Annotated in this window: 20 protein-coding genes; 1 reads left to right on the top strand and 19 read right to left on the bottom strand. The window is 46.8% G+C overall.

The features are described from left to right. Positions 1-85 precede the first annotated feature (85 nt). The 14 genes from QNH28_RS07405 to spoVAC form a co-directional block, all read right to left on the bottom strand. Positions 86-1,006 carry a CvfB family protein gene (locus tag QNH28_RS07405; RefSeq protein ID WP_283910807.1) on the bottom strand — a complete coding sequence of 307 codons (921 nt, stop codon included), beginning with the start codon at positions 1,004-1,006 and terminating at the stop codon, positions 86-88. Further along, positions 1,003-1,350 carry a ribosome silencing factor gene (rsfS, locus tag QNH28_RS07400; protein ID WP_283910806.1) on the bottom strand — a complete coding sequence of 116 codons (348 nt, stop codon included), beginning with the start codon at positions 1,348-1,350 and terminating at the stop codon, positions 1,003-1,005. The genes QNH28_RS07405 and rsfS overlap by 4 nt, the downstream gene beginning before the upstream one ends. Next, complete coding sequence (yqeK, locus tag QNH28_RS07395) at positions 1,347-1,925, bottom strand: bis(5'-nucleosyl)-tetraphosphatase (symmetrical) YqeK (RefSeq protein WP_283910805.1); 579 nt, start codon at positions 1,923-1,925, stop codon at positions 1,347-1,349. The genes rsfS and yqeK overlap by 4 nt, the downstream gene beginning before the upstream one ends. Further along, complete coding sequence (locus tag QNH28_RS07390) at positions 1,897-2,499, bottom strand: nicotinate-nucleotide adenylyltransferase (protein ID WP_283910804.1); 603 nt, start codon at positions 2,497-2,499, stop codon at positions 1,897-1,899. The genes yqeK and QNH28_RS07390 overlap by 29 nt, the downstream gene beginning before the upstream one ends. A gap of 34 nt (positions 2,500-2,533) precedes the next feature. Continuing rightward, on the bottom strand, positions 2,534-2,827 hold the full coding sequence (gene yhbY, locus QNH28_RS07385) for a ribosome assembly RNA-binding protein YhbY (protein ID WP_042185967.1): 294 nt from the start codon (positions 2,825-2,827) through the stop codon (positions 2,534-2,536). 57 nt (positions 2,828-2,884) lie between these two features. Continuing rightward, a complete protein-coding gene (gene aroE, locus QNH28_RS07380) occupies positions 2,885-3,760 on the bottom strand; it encodes a shikimate dehydrogenase (RefSeq protein WP_349655039.1) in 876 nt (291 codons plus the stop codon). A 16-nt stretch (positions 3,761-3,776) separates the two neighbouring features. Next, the gene (yqeH, locus tag QNH28_RS07375; RefSeq protein ID WP_283910803.1) at positions 3,777-4,904 is read right to left on the bottom strand and encodes a ribosome biogenesis GTPase YqeH; all 1,128 of its coding nucleotides are present in this window, start codon (positions 4,902-4,904) and stop codon (positions 3,777-3,779) included. A gap of 2 nt (positions 4,905-4,906) precedes the next feature. After that, positions 4,907-5,428 (bottom strand): YqeG family HAD IIIA-type phosphatase, encoded by a 522-nt coding sequence (locus QNH28_RS07370; protein WP_094874299.1) that lies wholly within the window; start codon positions 5,426-5,428, stop codon positions 4,907-4,909. Positions 5,429-5,516: 88 nt separating this feature from the next. Then, positions 5,517-7,754, bottom strand: coding sequence for a DUF4129 domain-containing transglutaminase family protein (locus QNH28_RS07365; RefSeq protein WP_283910802.1), 2,238 nt, complete (start codon positions 7,752-7,754; stop codon positions 5,517-5,519). Between the two features lies 1 nt (position 7,755). Then, positions 7,756-9,000 (bottom strand): DUF58 domain-containing protein, encoded by a 1,245-nt coding sequence (locus QNH28_RS07360; RefSeq protein ID WP_283910801.1) that lies wholly within the window; start codon positions 8,998-9,000, stop codon positions 7,756-7,758. Position 9,001: 1 nt separating this feature from the next. Continuing rightward, positions 9,002-9,958: an AAA family ATPase gene (locus QNH28_RS07355; RefSeq protein ID WP_283910800.1), complete on the bottom strand. Its 957-nt coding sequence runs from the start codon at positions 9,956-9,958 to the stop codon at positions 9,002-9,004. A gap of 191 nt (positions 9,959-10,149) precedes the next feature. After that, positions 10,150-10,500: a stage V sporulation protein AE gene (spoVAE, locus tag QNH28_RS07350; protein WP_036675923.1), complete on the bottom strand. Its 351-nt coding sequence runs from the start codon at positions 10,498-10,500 to the stop codon at positions 10,150-10,152. A 2-nt stretch (positions 10,501-10,502) separates the two neighbouring features. Then, positions 10,503-11,534 (bottom strand): stage V sporulation protein AD, encoded by a 1,032-nt coding sequence (spoVAD, locus tag QNH28_RS07345; protein WP_283910799.1) that lies wholly within the window; start codon positions 11,532-11,534, stop codon positions 10,503-10,505. After that, complete coding sequence (spoVAC, locus tag QNH28_RS07340; RefSeq protein ID WP_042185955.1) at positions 11,531-12,034, bottom strand: stage V sporulation protein AC; 504 nt, start codon at positions 12,032-12,034, stop codon at positions 11,531-11,533. Before spoVAC ends, spoVAD begins: the two co-directional genes overlap by 4 nt. A gap of 548 nt (positions 12,035-12,582) precedes the next feature. Here spoVAC and QNH28_RS07335 point away from each other — a divergent pair. After that, a complete protein-coding gene (locus QNH28_RS07335) occupies positions 12,583-13,656 on the top strand; it encodes a M42 family metallopeptidase (RefSeq protein WP_283910798.1) in 1,074 nt (357 codons plus the stop codon). Positions 13,657-13,726: 70 nt separating this feature from the next. On the opposite strand, the gene QNH28_RS07330 is transcribed toward QNH28_RS07335, so the two are convergent. The 5 genes from QNH28_RS07330 to QNH28_RS07310 all read right to left on the bottom strand — a co-directional run bounded on the left by QNH28_RS07330 (position 13,727) and on the right by QNH28_RS07310 (position 20,407). Next, entirely contained in the window at positions 13,727-14,872 is a 1,146-nt protein-coding gene (locus QNH28_RS07330; protein ID WP_283910797.1) for a mannitol-1-phosphate 5-dehydrogenase, read from the bottom strand. Next, entirely contained in the window at positions 14,872-15,306 is a 435-nt protein-coding gene (locus QNH28_RS07325; RefSeq protein WP_283910796.1) for a PTS mannitol transporter subunit IIA, read from the bottom strand. Before QNH28_RS07325 ends, QNH28_RS07330 begins: the two co-directional genes overlap by 1 nt. Before the next feature lie 16 nt (positions 15,307-15,322). Beyond that, complete coding sequence (locus QNH28_RS07320; RefSeq protein WP_283910795.1) at positions 15,323-17,389, bottom strand: BglG family transcription antiterminator; 2,067 nt, start codon at positions 17,387-17,389, stop codon at positions 15,323-15,325. A 96-nt stretch (positions 17,390-17,485) separates the two neighbouring features. Next, a complete protein-coding gene (locus QNH28_RS07315) occupies positions 17,486-18,955 on the bottom strand; it encodes a PTS mannitol transporter subunit IIBC (RefSeq protein WP_283910794.1) in 1,470 nt (489 codons plus the stop codon). Positions 18,956-19,507: 552 nt separating this feature from the next. Then, positions 19,508-20,407, bottom strand: a complete 900-nt coding sequence (locus QNH28_RS07310) for an aldo/keto reductase (RefSeq protein WP_283910793.1) — start codon at positions 20,405-20,407, stop codon at positions 19,508-19,510. Positions 20,408-20,533 lie beyond the last annotated feature (126 nt).

The raw sequence follows: 20,533 nt of genomic DNA, 5'->3' as shown, positions 1-20,533 counted from the left end.
GCGTCCCCACAAGGACGGTAAGCGTTTATGCGAGAAATATAAGGGAAAAGTATAGTGCGAAGCTTATACTTTCTTATATTTTAAATTATTCGGTTGTTTCTTCATTTCCCTCGGTTGAACCTTCCTCTTCCTTAGGAGCAAGATACGTCCAATTCTCTTTTTGAGTAATATGGCCTTCCTTCATCAGCTTTCCAAGCGCACGCTTAAAGGCTGATTTACTAATTCCGAAACGCTGCTTGATAATATCTGGCGGTGTTGCATCGGAATAAGGCATTGCTCCACCCGGACGGGCATGCAAGAACTCCAAAATCGTGGCAGAATCTACATCCATACCTACTTCTTTACGGAGACCCATAGAAAGGTTAACACGTCCATCCTCGCGGATATGGGAGACACGTGCTTCAAACTGCTCCCCAAGTCGTAGTAGACGACTCCGTTCAGAGGAGTGGACCATACCGATAATACCAAAGCCTAAAACCCCAGCATCTACAAGAACAAAAGTCCCCATCTGCAGCGGTTTGTAAACCCGGGCTGTTACAGTCTGTCCCATCCAGGATTCTGGCGCAGGAAGAGCTAGCGGAGCTAGTTCCTGTTCTCCGGCTAACTTAGCACGAAGACGTCCCTGTTTATCATGCTCCATAATCGCATACACATAGTCGCCGACCTGAGGACGCAGCTCTGGAAGCTCTGGAAGCTCACGGATGGGCAACAACAGCTGCCGTCCAAGGCCCATTTCCAAGAAGCAGCCTAGACGCGGATGAATATCAGCCACTTCCAATAAGGCCATTTCACCCAACGTCAGAAACGGTTTCTTCATCGTTGCCGCTAGACGATCCTCGGTATCAAAGAAGATAAAGACTTCAACTTTATCGCCCGTCTTAACCTTCTCTGTAAGCTCCGTATAATGCAGCATAACATCCTGATCTCCTGCATTCAGGAAAAATCCGTATGGGGATACCTCTCTTACTACATTAAGTGTAACTGTAGTTCCTGCAATCAAACTCATACAGTCTCCACTACCTTGGCATCCGACCACAGACGCTCGATATTGTAATATTCACGTTCATCGCGGTGGAAAATATGAACGATAACATCCCCAAGATCCATCAGCACCCAACGTGCTGAATCCATTCCTTCGATCCCCTTAATTACTCCGCCTGCTTCATGGACCACTTTGCGGACTTCGGTAGCGATGGACTGAACTTGGGTATCCGAATTACCGTGACATACAATAAAGTAATCACTAATCGGTGAAACAGTACGCAAATCTAATGCCACTACGTTCATTGCTTTTTTATCTTCCACAGCCTTAAGGGCCAGTTCTAACAGCTTGCTTGGTTGTACACTCATATTTTATCCTCCAATATTCTAACTAAATCATTACGCGCCAGTACCGTTAACGGAAAGATCACTCGGCGTTTTTCCAGTAACAAACTAATCGTAGAATCAAATCCAGCGACTAGTCCTTCTTCCAAACTTACTTTTGCCAGCTTACGTATCTTATCAACCCCTGGAAAATCGCGGCCAGGCTCGATATAGTCGGCGAGACAGACGATTTTCTCAAGTAAACTCATGTCTTCACGACCTGAGGTATGAAAACGGATCGCATTAAGAATATCCGGATCTGTGATCCCATATTCTTGCTCTGCTACAAAGGCGCCTACTTCCGAATGCCACAGCTGCTTGTCATGCTTCAGAAGATTCAAGTTCAGATGATTCTGCTCGATAATCTCCTTCATTCTTTCCACAGGCCAATACTTAGCCACATCATGTAAAATTGCGGCTGTCTCTGCACGCTCAGGATCAGCGCCATATTGCTCCGCTAGTTGAATGGATGACTCCATAACGCCCAGTGTATGCTTCCAGCGCTTTGCAGGCATTTGTGTCGAGACCGCCTCAATCAGAGCTTCGCGGCTGTATGCCATACAATCCACTCCTTTGAACATATTCGAACACTGCCTCAGGTACCATATAACGAATAGATTTGCCCGCTGCAGCCCGTTCTCTTAACATCGTTGAAGAAATATCAACCAGAGGCATATCTGCTAGTAGAACCTTTTCTGCTATATAGGTTGGCAATGCGTCTAGATCAAGAGGGGTTCCCGGACGACCTACGCCGATAAATGTAAGCCGCTGCACAAGCTCCTCAATCTCGTTCCATTTCGGTAAATATTGGACCATATCCGCTCCAATGATGAAATAAAGATCGAAATGCGGATACGCCTCTTGCAGCCGTCTTATGGTCTCATACGTATAGGAAACGCCACCTCTGACAACTTCCCAGTCTAGTGTGCGAAAAGCTTCATGATTGTGTATAGCTTCCTGCACCATTGCCAGACGATCTGCTCCAGATACTCCTGCCTCATGTTTATGAGGCGGAATATGTGAAGGCATAAACCATACTTCTTGAAGTCCATATGTTTCTCTAGCTGCTTCCGCCGCCATCATATGACCGATATGAAGAGGATCAAAGGTACCTCCCATAATTCCAACTTTCAAGAGGACGACCTCCTCGGTAGTATGCTTTCAGGTATTAGCGTGGCAGCTCAATAGTTTTGTTATCACGCGATTCCTTGTAAAGGACAATGGTCTTTCCGATCACTTGTACAAGCTCAGAACCCGATTGTTCAGCCAATGCAGCACCGATTTCCTTGGGATTCTCAATATTGTTGCTCAGTATACTAATCTTCATAAGCTCACGCTTCTCAATAGCTTCTTCAATGTGGCGTACGAGGTGATCGTTTACTCCACCTTTGCCCACTTGAAAAATAGGATCGAGGTGATGCGCCAATGAACGAAGATACCGTGTTTGTTTACCAGTTAACATAAATGAATAACTCCTTAATTAACATATATTATTACCCTAAATTGATGAATCCATTTCTTACTCTTTTCCACCCAGACAATGGAGTATGGTCTGTCGCATGATTTCCGTAGGAGCAGGTTGCCCTGTCCAATATTCCAGTGCATAGGCTCCCTGATAGACAAACATCCCGAGGCCACCATGAATCGTACAGCCCCGTTCAAGTCCTTCTAACAATAGCCGCGTATGCAGCGGATTATAAATCAGATCACTTACGACCATGCCTGCACGAAGCAGTCCAGGATCTATCGGTGTCTCATCCATATGAGGATACATTCCTACGGAGGTTGTATTGATCAATACATCAACACCATCTAGCATTTCCGCTACTTCGTTCATGCTAATCCCAATGACATTCCCTTTGCTCTGGCACTCAGCGGCCAAGTCCTGCGCCTTATCAACACTGCGATTAGCGATAAGGATAGTTGAAGGCTTCTCCTGAAGCAGTGCGGCAACAATTCCTCTTGCTGCTCCGCCGGCTCCAATTACCATTATCTTCGTACCTGACAGATCAGAAATGGCTTCCGCTTTAAGCGAACGTACATAACCGATTCCATCCGTATTATATCCGGTGAGTATCCCGTTGTTATTAACAATCGTGTTGACTGCACCAACGGCTACCGCACTTTCATCTAATAGATCCACATGAGCCATCACCGCAACCTTATGCGGAATCGTCACATTTACCCCACGGAATCCAAGCGTGCGAATCGCCTGCACCGCATCCTCCAGATTCTCTGGAAGGATATGAAGCGGTACGTAAGCACCCGGAATCCCTAGTGCTTGCAGTGCTGCTTCATGCATAATAGGAGATTTTGATTGTATAATAGGATCTCCCATTACGCCCAGTAAAATATTCCCGGTATTGTAGCCCTCGGTTGCAGTTATCAAAGACACTGTAGTAGCCTCCCCGTTAGATCATCGAAGGGCGGGTAAGCACCTTCACACCACGCGGAACGTGGATAGCCACGACTGCGCCTTCTGTCCCGTTGACCTTAATCCAGCCCAAACCTGAAATATATAGATCGCTCCGACTGCCTTTATTAATCCGGAACTCATGCCGTTGCCATGGTGGCAGCTTGTCCATCCGGTCACTTCCTGGAGGAGACAACATTTCACCACGATGATCCGCATAAAGGGAATCTGCACGTTCCAGTTTGGTGCGATGGATTTTTAAAGTACCACTAATAAAGCAAGTGAACGATTGATGCGGACCTTGCACGAAATCAAAACGTCCCAGTCCACCGAAGAATAGTGTCTGTCCTTCATTCAACTGATAGACAGCAGGCTTCAACGGATTAGCTGGCATAACAGCATCCAGATCCTGACGCTCAACTAGTTCACTATAACGCCACGGATACACGATCCCTGGCGTATCTATAATATAGTGGCCATCATCCAATGGGATTTTGACCGTATCGAGTGTTGTACCAGGGTAACGCGAAGTCGTTAATTCCTGTTCCAAATCGCTATAGTCCGAAATCAGACGATTAATAAGCGTGGATTTCCCCACATTCGTTGCACCCACTACATAAACATCACGTTGACCGCGCAGTTCTGTTACGGCTTCCAGTAAACGGTCAAAGCCTTGATTACGTTTCGCACTACAAAGTACGATTTCAGCTGTCCGCAATCCTTCTTCTTTACAGCGTTGTTGCATCCAGTTACGCAGTTTATTCCAGTTCGTAACCTTAGGTAGCAGATCACATTTATTCACTGCAAGAATAACTGGGTTATTGCCGACAAACCGCTGCAGGCCGGAAATCAAGCTGCCTTCAAAATCGAAAATGTCAACAATATGAATAACAAGTGCATTCTTCTCCCCTACGCCACTCAGCAAGCGAAGAAACTCATCCTGATTCACAGAAACAGATGAAGCCTCGTTATAATTTTTAATCCGGAAACAGCGTTGGCAAATCACAGGGTCCCGATCTAGTGCGACTTCCGGAAGGTATCCTGATTGATCCTTATGCTCCGTCTGAAGCTTGATACCACAACCGCTACACTTCTCAGGACGCTGTGTTTCACTTTGTTCGTTCATTACTATTTTTCCTCCTCGTGCCACAATCCTTTTTTACGAAGCCGCGTCAGAGCAACTCGCTCTACCCGGCGATTAAATCTTGTGCCGAACCCTTCATCCTTAACGGAGATTGGCAGCACCAATACGGTATACAGGCCAAGCCGATTGCCGCCGTATACATCTGTAAGCATTTGGTCTCCCACCACAATCGTCTGCTCTGGTGGCAACTCCATCTGCTTCATCGCTTTGAGAAAAGGAGCATTACTCGGTTTACGAGCCTGATGCACAAATTCAATATTAAGCGGTGTAGCAAAGCGTGACACCCGATCCATGTTGTTATTGGATACGATGATGAGCTTAAAGCCCACTTCCTTCACCTTCTCAAACCATAACAACAGCTCCGGAGTAGCCACAGGCGCTTTGGCACCGACCAGTGTGTTATCCAGATCCGTAATGATTCCACGGTATCCCTGTCGATACAGCTCTTCTAGAGAAATATCGAATACCGTATTCACCCGGAGTTTGGGAACTAACATTTCAAACAATACGTTCACCTCGATTTCATACAAAAAACTATAACATACTCCATGCGCTACGCAAATAAATCTATATCAATGATTTACTGCAAAAACGCTATTTCTTGGATCTTATCGTTCTCCGCAGCCGCAAAGCTTCAGTATACACGCTCTGCCAGTCTTTGTCTTCAATAACATCAGGGCTATACTTCGCTTGTTCAAACATCGTTAACAGTGAAGAAAGCGGATTGGCCACAGCAGGTCGTTCCTGACTCCAGCGGACTACGGCTTCACGCAGTGTTTCATGCTCTTCCTTTATCATTCCCTTACGATGCAAATACCTTACCCAACGCTCCGTTTCTGCCACAACTTTCTGATCAGGCGTTAAAGGTCGGCCCATTCGCATCTGTTGAACGAAGAAGCGCAGCTTAAAGCGAATATGCCAAACTTTAAAAATAGTCCAAGATAACAATACAACCACTGCCGCCAAAATTACCCATAAACCCACATTGAGGCCTTGATCTTCTTGTGCATTAGTCACAGGTGCAGGTGTAGGTTCTGCCATTTCATCTTGATCTTCCGGCTCTGTCTCAGGTATTTGCTCATTCTTAGTCAGTAGAGGAGCATTAAACCCCGGTGTAGCTTCAACAGGAATCCAACCGTACTCACCAAAATAGACCTCCGCCCATGAATGGGCATCTGCATTGGTAATCGTGTAGTTATTATTCGCAGCACCCACCTGCTGCGCCGGATTCATAGGCATTTCTGGCTGTTCTCCAGGTGCGTACCCCTTAACCCATCTTGCAGGAATGTTTAGAGAACGTGCCATAGTAACTAGTGCTGTAGAATAATAATCACAGTAACCTTCCTTCAGCTCGAACAAAAATCCATCTACAAAGTCCTCACTTGAAACACGTGATATATCCGGCTTGTTGGTATATGGAAAGGTTTGTTGTAAGTATTGTTGCAAAAGCGCTGTTTTTTCATACGGTGTTGTTCCTTGTGCTGTAATTTCCTCGGCCAGATCTTTAACCCGTTGAGGGAAGTCATCAGGCAGCTGAAGAAAGCTCTCCTCCAGATCATTACCTTTGTATAGCTCCTCATAGGTCTTTGCTGTCAATTCCTGAACAGGAACGACGGGAACTTCAGAAGTCAGCTCGAAGGTCGAAGGATAGTCGAGTTTCTTCCCATCCATATCCCATAGAAGCTCACTATCACGATCTCTCCAGAAAATACCCTTCCCGGCTGCCTCACCATTCAATGAATCCACCGAAGTTACAGAATAAGCACCGAACAACACCGGAAATTCATTATTGTTAAGCACTTTCACCGTCTGTTTCAATGTGCGGGTAGTGACCTTAGAAGCCACACTTTGCTCCAAGGATTTCCCCGTCTCCACCTCTTCTATAGGTCCTCGCTTCAATCGATCCTTATCCGACCATCCACTTCCGGAGTATACTCTGCGTGTTTCGCCACGCATATAAATACGTAAATCCGAAATCACTGTCATCACCGGGGTATAATCGAAGTTAAAGCCCCCGCCTAGGTTGTCATCATTCAGACTATAGCCTGACGAAGTATTGTTTACAGAAGAGCTTGAGCCCGTATTGGAATTCGTTGTTCCAGTTGTGCTCTTACCAGAAGACTTTCCAATTCCATTCCACTCTTGCCACGCCGTATAAGGATCCGTCAAAGTAGGCCTTACATCCGGCATATTCACACCGATTAGAATAACCAGAGAAAAGACGATTGCGATATTCATAACTATTTTCGAGGGATATTCCAGCAAATGTACCCATCCACGCGGATAATGTAGCTGAAAACTTCTCAGGTGCTGGCTGACAAGCCATCCCATACCCGCAAATACTGTCCAAGCCACTTCCTGCCACAATACAATAGATGTAAAGGAATCAAGAGCAGCCAGTGCTACAATGTTCATTCCTATAAACCATAAGATACGCTTCTTCGAGGATACCCACCAAGACGATAGCAGCAGCAAGGCAGAGGCACCAAGTGCAAACCAAATATACGGCACCATATACACACTAATATCCTGGAGCTTATCAAGAAGGGTTGTGGCCCATGGATCAGGAACATAAATTCCATAATTAGTAATATTGCGATAAAGGATATAGATAATAGCTAATGCTTCTATAATCAGTCTGAATTGAACTTTAACAGGGATAAAAATCTCAATGATGGTGATCGTTAATAGAGCTGCCCATACAGAAGCAGTGGTTTGATTTAACCAGATGGGTTCCGTATAAGAAATCCACTGCTGTGCAATAATCAATAGCCAAAATAGGCCGACGGAACGGTGCCAGGAGAATTTTATCTGATTCCACCAGGTTTTCATATCATCCTTCCCCTCCTAACACTGAGGGAAGCTCTTGAAGCGAGCTAATACCATAACCGGTTATTCCACGAGATCTAAGGATGTCTATCCAATCGTTACCTCTATTTATCTCTGCCGAATTTCGCACATGAATGTGAGAAGCAGTCATCCCTCTGCTGTCAGCCCACCGTAGTGCATCAAGTACAGGCTGTCCACGCTGTGGACTGATTAACACGAAGTAAGAACCCTTAGGAAACATACGGTATCCTTTTTCCAATCGGGAGATTAGCGGACCGCGACCTTCAGCGTTAAGATCGATTAAATATTGAATCATCTTCTGACGCTCAGCAGCACCTTCAACGGGTGCGAACACCTTTGTCGTCTTATCCAAACAACACAGACCAATTCCAATTCTCTCTCGAATGCCGAAGCCAAGTAGTGATGCCGTCACAGAAACTGCTAATTCGAATTGATTCGTATTCATATAAGCTGATGTACTTCCATCAAGAACAAGAATGGTTTTGGGAATCGACTCATGCTCAAACTCTTTGGATTTCCAAGAACCTGTCTTAGCAGTAGCATTCCAATGAATTCGCGTCAAGCGATCACCGTATACATAGTCACGGACGCCATTAATCTGTGTGGTTTCACGCCGAGATTGAACAACGGATGTCTGCGGCCCAGATAACCGAGATTTTTTCTCATATAACTGCCAGCGTGGAACGTAGATCGCACGAGGCAAAACCTGAAATTGCCCTTCCGATAAAAATGTTCCCTTATGCTCGACAAGCCCAAATATATCTTGGCTGATAATATCCGTATTTGAGAACGTGTAAGTTCCACGCTCTAAGGCTGGTGTCTGAAACTTCAGTTCCCCAATTCCTCTGAGGCTGGGGATCACACTTTCTTCAAATAACCACGATTCTCCATTATGCCGCTTAAGAACCTCCCTTACAACCACATAAGGCAAGGGTAAAATCCCGGGAATTGTAATCTTTAGTTTTACACGAAGATGCCCTCCGGCAGAGAGCAAATCTCCCTTGTCTTGTTCAGAATAAAGGCTGCGAGTGCCCTTAGCTCGCCGAACGCCTCCTAAACCTCCAGCAATCAAATATGCAATAAGTACAGAGACCATGATAAACAACATAAATGCAGTTTTCCCGCCCTGAAAAAGTACATATAAGAGTGTAATGCTCCAAATTACAAGGATGCTTGCTAGCTTAGAGGGCTGAATGATGGCTGCTACCGACGACAAATAACGTCTCATATCATTGCCTCATCGTAACAGGCACATGAATGCTCTGCAGAAGCTTTTGAAGCAAAGATTCTACGCTGATATTATCTAGGCGCGACTCTGGACGCAGCAATATACGATGACCCAAGGCAAATGGAGTAAGGATCTTCACGTCATCCGGCAGAACATAGTCTCGTCCCTGCAAAAAGGCATAAGCTTTACAAGCCATCATAAAGGATAGTGAGGCACGTGGACTTGCACCCAGCATTACTAGTGGATGTTCTCTTGTCTGCCGCACAACATCTAACAAGTAATTCAGCACAGGATCGCTCATGAAGATGTCGCGAATCTCTTCCTGAATCCCTGCAATTTGTTCCATGCTTGTTACTGGAGAAAGCCTGTCCACTGGTTGGCCTTCCTGATGGCTCAGCAATAAATTCTTCTCCGTCGCTGCATCAGGATATCCAAGGCTAATTCTCAGCATAAATCGATCTAGCTGAGCTTCAGGCAATGTGTAGGTTCCCTCAAAATCTATCGGATTCTGGGTAGCGCACAACATGAAAGGATGCGGAAGCGGATACGTCTCTCCATCTACGGTTACGTTTCGTTCCTCCATCACTTCCAGAAGTGCGGATTGCGTCTTCGTTGTAGCTCGGTTAATTTCATCGGCTAGCAAAATATTCGTCATCACCGGGCCTGGCCGAAAATGAAACATCTCATCCCTAGGATGATAGACAGAAACACCTGTAATATCACTTGGAAGTATATCCGGATTACACTGAATCCGGCGATATTCACCAGACATTGATCTTGAAAGTGCTCGTATTAGCTGGGTCTTTCCTGTTCCAGGTACATCCTCGATCAATACATGACCACCAGCAAGCAGTGCAGTTAGCAGCAACTGTATTTCAAAAGATTTTCCAAGTATGCAGGATTCCAAATTAGTGCGTACAGCATTCATGATGTGCATCGATTCTTGACGTACGGGCATATATGATCCTCCTAGCCAGAATAAACAGTATTATTTATATTTTACATGATTAGGGGACCCAAAGTACATTGTTGAAGATCACGAAGTGAAGATACAGAAAAAACCATAAGATGAAACATCCTACAATTTTTAAACAACGAAAAAAAGTTGCCGTCTTTTTATGACGACAACCTTTTCATGTAGAATTAACTTTACCCCTTCGGCCGTACAACTAAAGCTGCCAAAAAGGAGAACACAATAGCTGACGAAATGCCCGCACTTGTAATATCAAAAATACCCGTAACTACACCGATCCAGCCATCTCGCTCCAGCTCCGTTAATGCACCATGGACCAAGGAATTCCCAAAGCTTGTGATCGGAATGGTTGCTCCAGCTCCTGCAAATTTCACAAGTGGATCGTAGATTCCAAAAGCATCAGCAATCGCTCCGGCCACAACTAATGTACTCATCGTATGTGCAGGTGTCAGCTTCAATACATCGAACATCAGCTGCCCTATAACGCAAATGGCTCCTCCAATCAGAAAAGCCCATAAGTAAATCATCATTATGCTTCACCCCCGCTCTCTATGGCTACAGCATGAGCAACACATGGAATACTCTCTCCCTGCTGATAAGACAAAGGTGATAAAAGTGCGCCCGTTGCCACTATAAGCACCCGTTTAAGTTCACCTTTTTTTAACCGCTTAAGGATATGACCATAGGTTACAACCGCTGAGCACCCGCAGCCACTTCCTCCAGCAATCACATATTTCTGTTTTTCCAAGTCGTAGATAAGCAGACCACAATCGTTAAAGGTTGTTTGCTCCATTGGAATTCCTTCTTTAGCCAATAGGGCCTTGGCTATAGGTAACCCTACGGATGCCAGGTCGCCAGTAACAATTAAATCATAGTGCCCAGGCGATAGGCCTGTATCCCGAAAATGCGCAGTAATGGTATCCGCCGCCGCAGGTGCCATAGCCGTCCCCATATTAAAAGGATCTGTCAAACCAAGATCCATAATACGTCCAAGTGTGGCCGAAACCACGACTGGATAGTTACCCGAACCGTCATTCTGACCCACTACAGCACAACCCGAACCTGTAACTGTATATTGCGCCGTTGGGGGTTTCTGCGAACCATATTCCGTTGGATAACGAAACTGCTTCTCCACCGTACAGTTATGACTTGATGTTCCCGCTAGCGCATACTTACCGCCTCCAGAATCAACGATCATTGAGGCAATCGCAAGGCTCTCCATAGAGGTAGAGCAAGCACCAAAGACTCCGAGATAAGGCACGCCTAATTTTCTTGCCGCGAAAGAGCTGCTGATAATCTGGTTCATCAAATCTCCGCCAACAAAAAACTCCAGCTTTTGTTTATCGATATTCGCATTAATCAGAGCCAGATGGGAAGCCTTCTCGAAAAGAGCGCGCTCGGCCTTCTCCCATGTCTTCTCATCCATTTCCAGCGTATCAAATATAAAATCAAAATCTGAAGCTAAAGGACCTTCTCCCTCCTCCGGTCCAACTACTGCGGAAGAGCCTAAAATAACGGGGCGGTTCGTGAACTCCCATGTCTGACTACCAAGCTGTTTCATGTATGGTGTGCACCTCCTGTGCCCAAAAAGATATAGACGATGCCAATTATGAAAGCAGCGACGGCACCAAATACGATGACCGAACCCGCAAGCTTAAACATATTGCCGCCTACACCAAGTACAAGGCCCTCTGCGCGGTGTTCCAGAGCTGCAGAACACATACTGTTTGCGAACCCGGTCACTGGAACTGCCGTTCCTGCACCAGCCCATTGAGCCATTTTGTCGTACACCCCAAAGCTGGTCAGGATTACGGAGAGCAGAATCATCACTGCAACTGTCGGACTGGCGGCTTCTTTGGAGGTCATATCGAAAATTGCCATAAAAGCCTCCTGAATCCCTTGTCCAATTACACAGATTATGCCGCCAGCAATAAACGCTCGTATACAGTTTTTGAATACGGGCCTAGCAGGTACAAAGGGCTTGGACAATTTCTCGTAATCTTGTGGAGTCAGGGTGTCAAGCTTCAGCTTGACACCCGATTTCTTAGTTTTCGCCGGCATTGAGGCACCTCCTGAAAGTTAGGCGAAGGGGGCTGACAAGCATCATAGTACTCACTTTTAAGCCCCTTAAGTTGTTCTTCGCTTAGAAGTTTTCCTTATTGTTTGCCATCCTCCGCTTCGTTATGTCCCTCCAGTTCAGGAAAAATACAGTAACACAACAATCAGCAATAAAAAGAGCACAAAAATAAGTACTGCTTCTCTTTCCCGTGGATTGTGGCGCCAGTATCGTCTGCGCGTTCCGTTTACTTGTAGGCTCCTACTTGATAATCCTCCCTGCACCCTTCTTGGGGGTACGCTACCCGCTACCCTCATTCATCTTCGCATCCTTTCTAAGGCTCCTGCCACCAAAGCCTCTAATGCATAGTATTCGTGGAGCTCGTGCCCGGTGTTCATTGTCTCTTGTCATGGACAAGTGAGCCCAGAATGTTCATACTAGGTTGCAGGAAGAAATAACGATGTGGTCCATTATGGATAACATCCGTTTCTCGTAGAAATATAAGAATGATGTATAAATGAGTTCTTATATTTTAATAAAGGAGTGAATTCATATGAATCAAGAAACATTGGACATGTTCAAAACACTTACCGAATTTCCCTCAGCCCCAGGATTTGAGCGCGAACTCCGCGCTTACGTCAAGGATGCTATGACTCCTTATACTGAAGAGTTCGTACAGGATCGTCTCGGTAGTTTGTTCGGCGTACTGCGCGGCGAAGAGAACGGGCCAAGGATTATGGTCGCCGGGCATTTTGACGAAGTAGGTTTCATGGTAACTGGAATTACTAACACCGGAATGATCCGTTTTCAACCACTTGGCGGCTGGTTGGCCTCTGCTGTTGCATCCCAACGTCTTCATATCATTACACCTAAAGGAACGTTGACCGGTGTTGTTGGCAGCACCCCTATCCATTTGCTAAGTAACGAAGAACGCGGCAAGACTGGTGAAATTAGCAAAATGTATATTGATATCGGTGCAGACAGCCGTGAGGAAGCAGAAAGCTTTGGCGTTAGACCAGGCCAACAAGTTCTGCCGATTTGTCCATTTACCCCTCTTGCTAATCCAAAAAAAATCTTGGCAAAAGCTTGGGATAACCGTTACGGCGTAGGTCTCGCCATTGAACTAGTTAAAGCATTGCATGGTAAAAAGCTGCCGAATACCGTTTTCGCTGGTGCCACTGTACAAGAGGAAGTAGGTCTGCGGGGCGCGCGTACTGCGGCTAATCTCCTGTCGCCGGACATCTTCTTTGGTCTGGACGCAAGCGCTGCTGCCGATATGACAGGTGACAATCAAGCATTTGGTCATCTGGGCAAGGGTGCTCTCCTGCGTATTTTTGACCCTACAATGGTTACACATCGTGGTCTGATTGAATATGTACAAGATACGGCGGATACTCACCGGATCAAATATCAGTATTTTGTATCCCAAGGCGGAACAGATGCAGGTCAGGTTCACGTTAGTGGAATTGGCGTTCCTTCCGCAGTAATCGGAATATGCTCCCGCTACATACACACCGCTTCATCAGTGATTCACAGTGATGACTATGATGCCGCTAAAGAGCTTCTAATCAAGCTGGTAGAAGGTCTTGACCGGACTACACTACAGACGATTATTGAGAACAGCTAAAGGTATAGCTAAAGGTATAGCAAAAGAACCACAGAGGCTATTTCTGCCCCTGTGGTTCTTTTGCATTTCATCATTTCAATTGCTCATATTCTGCCATAACCGACTGATGCACCGGATGTCCTGCAGCAATGCCTGTATACTTCGTAACGGTTGCCGGAACTCCGATGTCAGCAATGGATGCCTGTAGCTCTACGGCCTCTGGATCATCCTTCACGTCAAACAGCAGCGCCGTCGCCATGGAACGGGTTAGAGCCGAATAGCTCAGTTGCCGGTCATAAGCCTGAAGTGCCGGGGACACGAGCCTGTCGTTCGGTGACAGCTTGCGGATTGGAGAGCGGCCGACCCGGGACACTTCATCCGTCAACGCCGGATTGCGGAAGCGTTCGAGGATTTTATCGATATATTTGCTGTGCTCCGCTTGATCAAAGCCGTGTTTATTCACCAGCACTGCTCCGGTTTCTTCTAGAACTTCCCGGACGCGCGCTGTCAATTCCTCATCGCCCATGGCTTGCTGAATGGTCTCATAGCCACGAAGGTAGCCAAGATAAGCTGCAGAGCAATGTCCGGTGTTTACTGTAAACAGCTTGCGCTCGATATAAGGTTCCAAATTATCTACGTAGTGAATCCCTTCAACAGGGGTATAGCCCGGAAGCATTTGCGATGCATCCACAACCCATTCGTAGAATGGCTCTACCACAACTTTGAGAATATCCTCATGCTGCTGCAGCGGCACAATCCGGTCCACTGCTGCATTAGGAAATGCTACAGAAGCATCAGCTTTTCCGCGGGCTGCTTCATCCAATTGTGCGTATACAAGATCTTTGAGCTGGGCGCTGCCGCCAATGGCATTCTCGCAGGCAATCAAATGCAGCGGTGCGGAGGTGACGGCCACCCGTCTGCTGATTCCCTCGGCAAGAACTCCGGCGATGTGCTTCAGGATTGACACGCCAACAGCTGTCGTAACGAGATCTGCATCAGCAATGGCATCGGCCACTTCATCGGCATGAGTTACACTGCTAAGTGCTGTCACATTTGTAACGGTAACCGTCTCCTGGCCTTCGCTGGCCAGCGTTACCGGGTATTCACCGCGCTCCTTGAGCTGGGAGACGAACGCTTCATTCACATCCACGAAGCATACTTCATACCCTGCCTTTGACAGCAGCAGACCAATAAATCCACGGCCAATATTTCCCGCACCAAAATGGACTGCTTTCATTACTCAACTCCTCCTTCGAAGATGGCAATGACATCCGCAGGTGTAGCCGCACTCATCACCCGTTCGATCGCATCCTCTTCGCTGAAGATCATCGCCACATTTGTCAATATTTCCATATGTCCGTCTCCAGCAGCAGCAATTCCGATTACCACAAACGCAGGCTCCTCGCCGCCAAAATCTACACCATCCGGAAACCGGACGATGGACAATCCTGTAGATTGGATAAAAGGCCGGGCATCCTTAGTCCCGTGCGGAATGGCCAAGCCTTCGCCCATGTATGTGGAGACTACCTCTTCCCGCTCTAGCATTTTGGGAATGTATTCCTCTGTTACATGTCCTGCATCTACCAGCAGCTGGCCGGCCATAGTGATCGCTTCATATTTATCTTTTGCGGCACCATTCATAATTACTTTATTCTCTGACAGTATACTCATATGGTTTCTCTCGCTTTCACATTTTATTTTCAAAAAAACGTAGCAACTCCGACGACAAATAGCCTCGAATTTCCAGCTCTGACCGTTCCTCAAGCAGTCTTACAAGCTCTGAATTTAGCAGCAGGGCGCTGATCTCACTAAGCACTTCCAGGCTTTCCTTAGAAAGTTTGCGCGGGGCGAGCATCAACAGAATAACCCTGACTTCGGTATCTCCTCCCAGTAAAACAGGCTGCTGGAGCCGGTATAACGTTATGGAAGACATCAGAATATGGCTGCTCCTTGTATGAAAAAGCGCCAGTCCGGTATCCGGGATTACCTGGCTGGCCATTCTTTCTCGCTCCAGCAGACGCTCCAGAAGAATCTCGGCATCCCCTACGACTCCGCTGCCGTTCAGCAAATCCAGCATCGCGGCGAGTGTCCGGGAAAGGCTCATTCCGCTATTATCCAGCGGATGGAACTGAAAACGTTCCAACAATCTGACTATCTCATCCAGAATTCCTTTATAGCTCTTCAGGCGGTCCAAAGACGCTTCCTCACGAACCGTAGGGTCCGGCTCACCAGCGGTAGGTGTATTTCGTTCCTTCAACGTAGTATTCTGGATGTAATTCAGTAATTTCTCTATTTCTTCCCCGGTCAGCAGGGGGCTGATTTTGATATAGCGGTCTTTATCCAACGGAAGATCAATGGTAGAGATGATCAGATCATAATCTTCCTGCGGCAGGCGGGCTGCCTCATACCAGGAAATATTCCTGAGAATTTCGATCTGCGGCATCTCTTTCGTAAGCCTTGTAGCCAGCAGCCGGGAGGAGCTAAGTCCACTGGCGCACACCAGAATCGCCCGCACATTGCGCCTGAGCTGATTCAGTCTTTCCACAGATGCGCCAAAATGCATGACCAGAAACCCGATCTCTTCATCCGGAATCTCCAGCTCCAGCTGTATATCCTCCACTGCCGCCCGAACTATAGTAAACAGATATTCATAATCCCTGCGAATAGGAACGAGCAGGGGATTACGAATCCTTGTGCCTTCACGAATCCGTTTTAGCGCCGGATCAATATGCTCTAGCAGCCCTTCCCGTAAAGAACGGTCGGTCTGAAATGGAATTCCGGTCCGCTTGATGACACTTTCCGTCAGCCGGTAAACGATCTCCATCAGTTCAATGTCGCCGTAAGCGTAGCCCGCGGAGGAAAAGGAGTCCTGCGCCAGGTCAAACAAGCCTGCGATATACAGAATTTCTGTCCTATGAAATTGAAACTCCAGCGTCTCTCCCAGTCGCCTTACAAAATCCTCTGCACCTGCAATATTGCGGTGATCCGACAGCCGTGAATAACCAGCTTCTTCGGCATTGCTGATGCCCCTTCCGAGTTCCAGCCTGCGTACAGCAACAGATAATCCGAGCAGCAGCTCCATGTAGACAATCTCCGGCAGTTCAGCCGTCCAATTCCATTCCATGTCCCACAGGGTATTCTCAACATCCATCAGATTGCTTTTGCCTACCGTTGACAACAGCATCTTGAAGACCGGATTCCCCTCGCCCTGCAGATTGTGCCCCACCAGATCAGACTGATCCAGATGCTCTGCGGCCAATCGGCCAATGGCCCGGCGCTTATCCATCTCGCCTCCGGTTATTTCAACACCGTACCCTCTTCTGCGCACCAGCTGCAGGCCGAATTTACGGACCCACGGCTCCAGTTCGTCAAGGTCATAGCTGACGGTTGCCACGGTAACTTTTAAGGAATGCGCCAGGGCGAACAGCTTCACCGGCTCCTCCGCTTCAAGCAGGGAACATAGCTCATACACCTTACGGTCCTCGCCCGAATATTCTACCGGCTTCTCTTCCAGCAGAAATAGGCGAAGCTCTGTCAGCCCGCTCTCCGAGCCACTCAATTGAATACCTTTTCCCGACTTTCTGATGAGATCCAGTCCAAAATCCTGCAGGACCTTTTCGATGTCTTCCATTTCCCGGTGCACGGTTCTGACGCTGACTCCAGTACTTGCCGCAATCTCTGCGGCCGTGATCTCTTCGTTTGCCTCTAAAAGCAGCGAGATCATTTGACGCTGCCTGGCGGTTATTTTCCTCATGTGGGGAACCCTCGCCTTATATGGAGACAAACGCTGGCTTGGGGGCCAGCGTCTCCTTTTTGATAACAAATATAAATTATTGTTCACCCACTCTCTTTACTTCAAACGTTCCACAAGCTCATCATATTTCGGGCTCTTCAGGAAGTTATCAATAGAGATGTGCTCTGCGTTAGGGTTGCTGGCAATCGCCCGGTCGGTCAGAGTCTTCTGGGTCACTACAATGTCTGCGTCAGACGGAATCTCGCTGACTGCGGAGTTAACGACGGTAATGTTCACCCCTGCGCTCTGCAGTTTCTTCCTTAGTACAGACGCGCCCATGGCACTAGAACCCATTCCTGCATCACAAGCGAAGACGATTTTATTGACGTCAGCTTTGTTGCGGACATTCCCAGCTACGTTCGCAGCAATTCCAGGAGTTATTGCATGATTCACAGTAGCTGCTGATTGAGTGACAGTACCTGCAGATTTCATTTCTCTCACTTTAGCTGCTGCTTCTTCCAGATCATCCTCATCTTCGTTATTCTTACGGCTTGTTTTCAGTAGCAGCGAAGCAATCAGGAAAGATACAACAGTTGCAACGATTACACCTGCGAACATCGGGAAGAATCCACCTTTTGGCGTCATTGCGATATAGGCGAAGATACTACCAGGAGAAGGTGAGGCTGTAAGCCCTGCACCAAGCAATTGGAAAGTAAATGTACCTGTAACACCACCACCGATAACAGCCAGGATCAAACGAGGATTCATTAAGATGTACGGGAAGTAAATCTCGTGAATCCCACCCAGGAAGTGAATGATTACGGCGCCAGGAGCAGACGATTTTGCCGATCCGCGTCCAAAGAGCCAGTAAGCAAGCAGGATACCCAGACCTGGACCAGGGTTAGATTCCAGCATGAACAGAATAGATTTACCTATTCTCGCAGATTCCTCTGCCGCAATTGGACTCAGTATTCCGTGGTTGATCGCATTATTCAGGAACAAGATCTTGGCTGGCTCAATAATGATGTTAACGAGTGGCAGTAGACTATGGTTAACCAGGAACTGCACACCATCGGACAGCAAATTGGTTAGACCCTGTACAAGGGGTCCGACTCCTTTGTAAGCCCCGAGAGTCAGAAGACCCCCAATAATCCCAAGTGAGAAATTGTTAACCAGCATTTCGAAGCCGGCTTTGATTTTACCATCAACTGCACGGTCGAATTGCTTCAGCACCCAACCGGCTAAGGGACCCACGATCATTGCGCCGAGGAACATTGGAATGTCCGAGCCGACAATAACGCCCATCGTCGCTATAGCCCCGATTACACCTCCGCGTTTGCCATGTATCATCTGCCCGCCGGTATAACCGATCAGGAGTGGCAGCAGGTAAGTAATCATTGGACCTACTAATTTCGCCAAGCTTTCAACAGGAAACCAACCTGTAGGAATAAATAATGCCGTAATTAACCCCCAAGCGATAAATGCGCCGATGTTCGGCATCACCATTCCGCTTAGCATACGACCGAATTGTTGAACTTTCACCCGTACACCACCGGATGAACTTTTCTGTGTTTCAGTTGTGGCCATTTAAAATGCCCCCTTAAATTATTGAATGGGACCCTTCTTTACTTAAATGCATTAAAGGTTATCCCTTATGGTCACATCCTAAATTAAAACGCTTTCTTTGTCATCAAATTGAAAACACGGTTTCGGCATGATCATTGTTGACAACATTTAAGAGTTCCTGCCACAGCCCATACAGAAGCCAACTAGCTTTTGATCCGACCCGGAAAATAAGGATTGTTTGGATTTATTTACTTTGGCGGTTCAACACCTCCAGAAGAACCTGTTTCGTTATTCTGACCAGTGAGACTTATATCTATGAAATAAACCTTGCGTTGCACGCTAATCCCTCATCTTCCCAGTTCCCTCGCACCTCTAACCAAAAGAAAAAACGGAAGCCTGCGAATAATCGCAAGACTTCCGTTCCTGATCAGCTCCCTGCCATCCAGAGGCTCATCATTATAACAAGCTCCATTCTCTTAGACCATCAAATATCCGTATGATCACGGCCTACATTGGATTTCTCATAACCAAAAAAGCCCACCTTTTCGGTGAGCTTTTTTGGTTAATCTGATCTTAAATTATATCCAGCGGCACTTTCCAAGATGGTATTGGGAAGGCTTCATCAAGCTTCCATCTTTCTTCTTCACTTAGCGTAATTAGACCTGCAGAGGCATTCTCAATGACATGCTCACGAGAAGATGCCTTCGGAATCGTAATGATATCCTCTTCGCGAATCGTCCAAGCCAACATAATCTGAAGTGGTGTTACGTTATGAACACGGGCGATTTCCTGAACGACTTCACTCTCGACCACTCCTTTTCGGAGCGCACCTGCTTGCGCAAGCGGTGAATAAGCCATTACCGGGATTTTGTGACTTCTCTGCCATGGCAGCAGTTCAGTTTCAATTCCTCTGGACCCTAAATGATATAGAATCTGATTGGTTGCACAATGAGTTCCCCCTTCAATACCAAGCAGCTCTTTCATATCGTCGATATCGAAATTGGATACACCCCATCTTGCTATTTTTCCTTGAGCGACCAGTTTCTCCATACCTACAACAGTCTCTTCTAGTGGAATATCCCCCCGCCAATGCAGCAAATAAAGATCCAGATGATCCGTATTCAAGCGTTTCAAGCTTTCTTCACAGCTGCGGATAAGGTGCTCATTCCCGGCATGATGTGGATAGACTTTTGACACCAAGAAAACTTGATCCCGAATGCCTTGGATAGCCTCACCTACTAAAAGCTCCGAGCGTCCGTCCCCATACATTTCAGCCGTATCTATTAAATCCATCCCTAGTTCCACACCTAATCTCAGTGCAGCAATCTCTTCCTCTCTACGGGGCGCGTCGTCACCCATATTCCAAGTTCCCTGCCCAATTCTGGGAAGCGACGTTCCATCTGGAAGCAGTATGCGGTTAGATTGGTTCATTTTTGTGATTTCAGCCAAATGTTCGATTGAATCCTTAGTCATATTAAAAATCCCCTTATTGAAGTATTGTATACTTACTTTATACGACCTATAAGAACCTTTCTAAACATCTGAATCGTGTCCAATTTATAACTAATCGCTCTTTTGAAGAGAAAAGTAAAGAATGAA

It is taken from the genome of Paenibacillus sp. G2S3, from assembly GCF_030123105.1.
Classification (GTDB): Bacteria; Bacillota; Bacilli; order Paenibacillales; family Paenibacillaceae; genus Paenibacillus_AQ.
This window is presented reverse-complemented; position numbering and strand designations above follow the sequence as displayed.